The sequence below is a fragment of the Paenibacillus sp. NPDC058071 genome (genome assembly GCF_042885235.1).
Taxonomy (GTDB): domain Bacteria; phylum Bacillota; class Bacilli; order Paenibacillales; family Paenibacillaceae; genus Pristimantibacillus.
Genome location: NZ_JBHVSK010000017.1, coordinates 109,514 through 116,646, shown reverse-complemented (window position 1 = coordinate 116,646; position 7,133 = coordinate 109,514). Strand labels below are relative to the sequence as shown.

7 protein-coding genes and 1 pseudogene are annotated in these 7,133 nt (G+C 41.9%); 7 read left to right on the top strand and 1 reads right to left on the bottom strand.

Translation table 11 applies throughout. The features are described from left to right. Positions 1-330 precede the first annotated feature (330 nt). The 7 genes and pseudogenes from ACFVTB_RS22610 (at position 331) to ACFVTB_RS22580 (ending at position 6,353) form a co-directional block, all read left to right on the top strand. Positions 331-1,548: pseudogene (locus ACFVTB_RS22610) on the top strand (MFS transporter). Positions 1,549-1,721: 173 nt separating this feature from the next. After that, positions 1,722-2,624, top strand: coding sequence for a hypothetical protein (locus ACFVTB_RS22605; RefSeq protein ID WP_387754342.1), 903 nt, complete (start codon positions 1,722-1,724; stop codon positions 2,622-2,624). 158 nt (positions 2,625-2,782) lie between these two features. Further along, complete coding sequence (locus ACFVTB_RS22600; protein WP_387754339.1) at positions 2,783-3,571, top strand: pirin family protein; 789 nt, start codon at positions 2,783-2,785, stop codon at positions 3,569-3,571. A gap of 154 nt (positions 3,572-3,725) precedes the next feature. Beyond that, on the top strand, positions 3,726-4,151 hold the full coding sequence (locus tag ACFVTB_RS22595) for a hypothetical protein (protein ID WP_387754336.1): 426 nt from the start codon (positions 3,726-3,728) through the stop codon (positions 4,149-4,151). 75 nt (positions 4,152-4,226) lie between these two features. Then, positions 4,227-4,883 carry a hypothetical protein gene (locus tag ACFVTB_RS22590; protein WP_387754334.1) on the top strand — a complete coding sequence of 219 codons (657 nt, stop codon included), beginning with the start codon at positions 4,227-4,229 and terminating at the stop codon, positions 4,881-4,883. A gap of 121 nt (positions 4,884-5,004) precedes the next feature. Further along, positions 5,005-5,568, top strand: a complete 564-nt coding sequence (locus ACFVTB_RS22585) for a GNAT family N-acetyltransferase (RefSeq protein ID WP_387754331.1) — start codon at positions 5,005-5,007, stop codon at positions 5,566-5,568. 335 nt (positions 5,569-5,903) lie between these two features. Continuing rightward, positions 5,904-6,353: a hypothetical protein gene (locus ACFVTB_RS22580; protein WP_387754328.1), complete on the top strand. Its 450-nt coding sequence runs from the start codon at positions 5,904-5,906 to the stop codon at positions 6,351-6,353. 273 nt (positions 6,354-6,626) lie between these two features. On the opposite strand, the gene ACFVTB_RS22575 is transcribed toward ACFVTB_RS22580, so the two are convergent. Then, the gene (locus ACFVTB_RS22575) at positions 6,627-7,097 is read right to left on the bottom strand and encodes a hypothetical protein (protein ID WP_387754325.1); all 471 of its coding nucleotides are present in this window, start codon (positions 7,095-7,097) and stop codon (positions 6,627-6,629) included. Positions 7,098-7,133: the final 36 nt, after the last annotated feature.

Below are 7,133 nucleotides of genomic sequence, written 5' to 3'. Positions count from 1 at the left end.
CCCCAGAGGCTGTCACGTTCTCCCGGCTACCGCCATCATAAAACGACCATTAAATTAGGCCAACCAGTAATCTCTGGTTGACCTAATAATACGAAGAGGGTGTCCCTAAAGTCATCATAGATGACGCAGGGACACCCTCTTTTAATTTGTTGAATTCTTCTTTTTTTTGGAATCACTCTAGCATCGTAAAGCAATGATCTCAAAAGTAATTATTGACACTTAAATAATTGTGTATTACATTAGCTCTACACATTTTATATATAATATACTTAATAGTATAATAAGTAGTTTTGGAGTAAATACTCGATATTTAAGTTAGGGGACAATCAGATGGCTTTATTATTCAAAAACCGGGGCGCTATGCTGCTACTGATGTTTAATCTATTTTTGGTTTTTGCCGGTATCGGTCTGGTCATACCCGTCATTCCGAAGTACATTACAATGTTGGACATCAATGGAAGTACTGCTGGCTTGCTTACCGCCTCCTTTGCATTTACACAGTTGGTTTTCTCTCCATTGGCAGGACGACTGTCTGATTCCTTCGGACGCAAGCGTATTATTGTGACCGGTATGCTGATCTTCGCTTGTGCCGAGGTTATATTCGGGTTAGCTGATTCCGCACTGCTGCTCTTTGTCTCCCGGATGATGGGCGGCGTTAGCGGAGCGTTCATCATGCCAGCCGTTATGGCCTATGCAGCGGATATGACAACAGAGGAAGAACGTGCTAAAGGAATGGGCTTTATCAATGCTTCTTTTTTGACAGGCTACATCATTGGTCCCGGAATTGGGGGCTATCTTGCTGAGTTTGGCATTCGCGTACCGTTTTTTGCCGCCGGAATTGCCGGTCTAGTCGCTGCCGTTCTTACGACAGTTGTACTATCGGAATCGATGCGATCCACGGTGAAAAATGATCATCCCAACGAAAAGGCAGTTGTTTCTAAACAGGAGCCGAAAATGAGTCTGCTCCAGCAACTGCGATTCGCTTATCGCGAGCCATATTTTATCAGCTTAATCCTAGTATTCGTCATGTCATTTGGACTTGCCAACTATGAAGCCATTTTCGGTCTTTTCGTTGACCATAAGCTCGGATTCACGCCCAAGGATATTGCCTTCATTTTCACCTTTGCTTCCATTGGAGGCGCTTTAATTCAATTATCCATTTTCGGCTGGCTTATGAATCGTTACGGTGAGAAACGGGTTATTACACTCTGTCTGCTCACCGCAGGGGTATTCGTTCTGTTGACGTTGTTTGTTCACCAGTTTTGGCTGATCTTTGCTGTTACCTTTATTATATTTTTGTCTATTGATCTTTTACGCCCGGCCATCAGCACCCAAATGTCCATGGTCGCGAAAGAGTAGCAGGGGTATGTGGCAGGACTTAACTCTGCGTTTACCAGCCTTGGCAATATTATAGGACCGGTAGCAGCCGGAATGCTGTTCGATGTGAATGTAAATTTCCCCTATGTGGTTGCCGGAATCATCCTGATTCTGAGCTTTGGACTTATGTTATTTGCAGGCAACAAGCGTATCCAGCGTGCAAGTAATTAAAGTTGGAACTTATATATTCTCTACGATCTGAAATGCAATTAATGGAGTTCATATTTAAAAGATGGGATTTTTCTGATGTATAGGAGAATCCATTGGTATAGAATGATATTAATAGACATTGCTCATGGGGCAGTGTCAGTAAGGCGATGACGAGAGGGAGAGTAGATCAGATCATGTTTTTCTTCAACAAGAAAAATAAAGGTCTCACAGAAGGGGATCTGCGAGCCTTGATTAAAGGCTTGGAGCAAGCTTATATGGATAAGGATGAACAAGGGCTGATCAACAGATTTCACCCCGATAAGAGGGGGATGTCCTTCTTAAATCACTTTCAATTGATGTTGACATTTCAAATCTATCATATCAAATCTGAAATTCTCGAATTTGAATTGCTATCGATAGACACCGCGCATGCAGTCTTTACATACACTCGGAAGCATATGCATATCTGTGTCAATCCCGCCGACGAACGTGAGGAAAAACAAAATCATATTAGCAGCTATTACGTGGAGGTTGTTAAGGAGAATGGCTCCATTTGGATTACGAGATATAGCCCTTATAGCAAGATTTATGTAGATAAGAAGGGTGAACCCCTTACAGGCGTGGATAAGGTCATACCTCCTGGTGAGGAGATCGATCCGGGTATTGCTCGAATCATCCCTTATTTTCAGCTTGATAGTTATATTCCTGCAACATTCCATGTATACAGTAACAGTCAATATGTTGGATTTTATCCGGTAGGAGAATACCATCGATACCGAACTTCGTGCACCTTCTCCATTGATTATTTTGAAAAATTGGAAGCCTCTTCTATAGAAGAGCATACAGAGGATTATGTCTCTCAAGAGACTATATTGAATGCTCACATCCTGCAACAGTCTGACTGTAGTTCTGTAGTTGAAACGCAGTATATGAAAAATAATGTACTGGAGCATGAACTACTTGCCAGCTTGCTTACTAATGAGGGATTTTACATGGTCCGATTTTTGTATAAGCGGGGAGAGCCGATGCCTTCCGAGGAGCGGGAAAAGTGGCAGCGGGAGATGATTGCTTTGACGGAAAAAGAGCAGGGTAATTGATCGAAAAGGTTTGCCGTTTGGTTCGAGGAGCGCAAGCATTGCAAGTTTAATCATCATTTGATAAAGTGTCCGTATATTGATGGAATGTAGCGTTATTCTGTGCAAATAATACCTGATGACAATAAAATAAGCATTATTTAAGATGGAGGATGATTGTGATGGCCATTCGGATTTATTCAGTTGATCAACAAGCCTCAGGACAATTCGATGAGGGCAATATTACAGAACAAAAACCAATCGGGTTTCCTGGAGAAGGGTCAGCCGTTGAGCGCGTTGGAACGTTGTTTTACTGGGCATGGTTTCAAACAAAGAGAGAAGGCAGTCTCCCTCTACATCCGCATCGTGGATTTGAGATCTTGTCTTATTTGTTGGAGGGCACCGTCCAACACCAGGATACGCTTGGGAATGAGCAATCGATCGGAGCCGGTGGCTTGCAAATCATGCAAACAGGCACCGGCGTTCAGCATGCTGAAAAGTATGGAAAAGATACCTCCGGCTTTCAAATCTGGTTCGAGCCTTTTATGGGTGAGGCGTATTATGCAACGCCAACTTATGCGGATTATGAAGACGAAGATTTTCCAGTAGAAATCAGAAATCAGGCAAAAATTAAAACGATTCTAGGTACAGACTCCCCGATTCGAATCGTAGCTGACGCTCAGATGTGGGATTTGACACTTCCTGCGGGGCAGTCGTTTGAGCAAGTGATTCCGGAAGGATATTCGATTGCAGGGCTTGTTGTTGAAGGAGAGTCTACATGGAAATCCGGGATTGATACACACCAAGTAAGCGTCAACGAGTTCGTCGTCTGCGAAGCGGAACAGACGCAAAACTTACATATACAGTCCAAGGAACAGACAGATTCCCGGATTATTCTCATTCAAGTCCCTAGCGTTCTGCCGTATCCTTCCTATAAAGAAATCAAAATTCGCATACAGTCGAAGTCGTAAGTTTATCATGTATCTCGGACAATGGGCAGATCGGTGTCCTTTCGGACATGAAAAAGCTGCAGTTTACTCTCTGTACTATACATAGAGACGAACTGCAGCTTTTTTGTGTAAAATACCAATATACGGAATAACGAAGGTAAGAAAGGAGTTCCCTATGCTTTGGATTGATCCACCTTACGAAAAAGACAAAGTTTCTATCGTTTCAATAACAGCAAAAGTCGAAAAACAAGCTAGATTCATTAGACAGTCTGGATCAGAACATTATGCTCTCATAGAGTTCGTTATCGAGCCTTGCCAGGGTCACATTGGTTTTAATAATGAAGCAATCATTCAAGAGGATTTAAGAGGAAACAAAGAGTGGGAACAACGGTTTCCTTTATTGATATGTCGTATTTATGATAGTTTAAAACAATTTATACACAATCAATATGACGAAAAAAATCAAGCTGTTGGAAATTTTATATTTACACTGACGAGCCTTGACATTAACCCTTTTGACAGCAGAATAATGGATTACGGAATAGCAACGCATATCGGTTTAAGGGAGATCTTCGAGAATAAATCAAACGAAAGAGGTTGAATTTTAAAACAGATGGAACAAGAGGTAATTGCCTTGTTATGCGGGACATGCAAAAGTCTATCGGAGCGAGTGAAGATGGAGAGTAAGCATTTTGATCTCGTTGGTTTCGAAAATGATGTGATGGTATGGTCTGATTACGAAAACGAAGTTCCTTCTCTAGATGACCGCAACTGGGTGTGGTCAGATCATCCGCCTATGCAATGCCAAGTTAGAACGGTAAAAGTACATCATCCTTTCTATATGATGGCAGGAGAACCCTTTTGGGTATTGCACACGCCAGCATCCTCGAGTATCAATGGCTGGGATTCTCATCCTGAAGAGATTGAGCATTCTTCAATTATTCAGTGTTCTATCGAACGCGTACTTGTGCGTGATGAGTTTAAAGCGTGGTTGCGAGTTAAGGTTTTAGAGGTGCGAATGATTAAAGATTTTATGGAGTATTTTCCAGTCCGCGATGGTAGCAAGGGGTATTTGGGCGATTTTGAGGTGTTTAGAGATCCAAACATTTTCAGCTATCGGGATTGGCTATTTATTAGTGCTGGCGCGCAAGGGGATCTCGGCGTATGGGGACTCGTAAAACGGATGGATGGCCAGTACCATATGCTAGTATATGGAGATTGGGGTTTTCATAAGAATAACATCTTTGGAGGCAACATCTTATTACCTAAACATCAGATTGAGGGATGGATCGAGCAGGCGATGCAGGATAATCGCTACGACACGTTAGAATAACAGGAATATCGAGTAAAGGTGCGGTCGGAATGGGCCGATTGGAAGGTGAGGAGTAGGTATGCCAGATTCTATACTCTAGTTTGATATATGCAATCTATTAAAAAACTGGAGGATAATCAATATGGAAACAGCCTTATCGACAATGTGCTTAGAAACAGAACGCCTAATCATTCGTCCATACATCGAAAGTGATTTAAAGGAATCATTTGAGCTCATGCAGAACCCAGAGTTGTTCACTTACATGCATATGGGTGTCTTGTCATTTGAGGAGTATACAGGGGTATTCGAATGGTTGATGAACAGCTACAATACGCCCTTTGATAGGCCGTTTAAATATTCATTCGCCATTCGAAGTAAAGCGACAGGAGCTTTTATCGGCTGGTGCGGTGTAGGAGTGCTTGATTTTAGTGCACCTGACAAAGAGCTGTACTATTTGATTGGTCGTGACTACTGGGGCAACGGTTATGCAACTGAAGCTGCAGCCGCGCTCACTGCGTACTCTTTCGATGTTATCGGGCTAGACCAGCTGTATGCCAAGGCAGACCCGAGGAACAAGGCGTCTATAAAAGTTTTTGAGAAGCTAGGCTTTATGTTTGACCGAGTGCTGGAAGGTTTGACAGGGGATTACGAGGATTGTAATGGTGAACTGCTGCATGTACTGACGAAGGAACGGTTTAGTAGGTGAAGGGAAAGGTCTATCCTGAAAGGGATAGGCCTTTTTTTTGAGAAGGCTAAGTTTAACTATAGGTTTCAAGGTCCGCTACCCTTACTGCTGACGTACCAGAATGGTCCAATATTTTTCAAATAGAATACACTTATCGTGCCTTGCGGCGTATTGTATCCATCAGCATCATATAAATATCCGTACTTAGGATCAATGAAATCAACTTTACGAATCGTATTCCGAATACATTCAGTCTTTAGTGGAAAAGTAAGTGTAGGATAAGGGTTCAGAAACAATATGACCATTTCAAGCGTCTAGATAATAAATTGGTTAATTTGGAAGGATCGCACTAATTTATGGTGTTAACAAGATTTCGAAGTAGTCTAATCATTCGAGCATCTGCAATTGTTTCCATATTGATCGGCATACTGTATATGCCTTCGGTTTTCAGTTTTTCTATACCGATCCTTGATCTCGGCCCTGAACTAACAGGAGGGCTAAAGATCGCAGAATCATGGGCGATGTATGCTGTATATGGAGGCATTGGCCTTTTTCTCGGCTCTTTTCTAATGAACATCGCGCAATCCTTCATCATTAAACGTATTATCTTAGGTGCCGCCCTTGTCTCTACGTTCTTGTTGGTCGCCGCGCAGCTTCCTCCCCTGTTCTGGTGGATTTATGTAGGAGGAGCCGTCTTCTCTTGGTCCAGTGTACTCGGATTTGCCCTTCATCTCTTCTTGCTTGCCTTATCTTTATGGGGAGCGATTGTAACGATTCACGCTTTGGAGCTATTAAAACGATCTTAAAAGAGAAGGGGAGGCTTGCTTCGCCTCAGATTGTGGAGAAACCCAGCGTTTATCAACGCGCGGGTTTCTTTTATATATGGATTTTGCACAGGCTATTGATTTTGTTGAACTTGCTTGCGCTTATTGATGTTGAATGCCCTCTCGAAAAGATGTGATATACGTACCAAGTCTTATTGAAATAAAAGACCGGAGAACGTAATCGTTCCCGGTCTTGTAGTAAGCTTAGGCATCGAGTTCTCTTTGTTATCTATAACTCAGGCAGGTTAATAATACTTAGTCCCAGAAATTGAAGATAACATCTCCTACAGTTTTTGGTTTCCAACAAAATATCTGATTGAGCTCCGATTTATTTAGACTATTTTTGTTTACTACAGTAAAGGTTCTTTCATCAAGTACTAGGATTTCATTAAGCTCGCTTACGGATGCTACCCTAAACCCATTACCAAATGCTTCTACAACACTTGAAAGCGAATGGTCAATAAATTTGATGTTAACGTATTCAACTGAAGAAGCGAACCCAATGAGGGGATAAGAGCAGTTTAGTAAAATAAATAAGGTTCCTTCATTTAAACCAAGTTCTGCTCTATAAAAGTTTTGTGATATATGAGGATTTTCAAAGGACAAAAGTCTCCCATTGGAAAAGCTTGCTAACGAGTAACAGAGTTTTTTGAATTGTAAAGAATCAACCTCCGGCAAATCATTGATAAGAAATCCAGAGACGCCATCCAGAAGTAACATTTCCACCACCTACCCCTTATTGCTTTATCCTACCTGTTAACG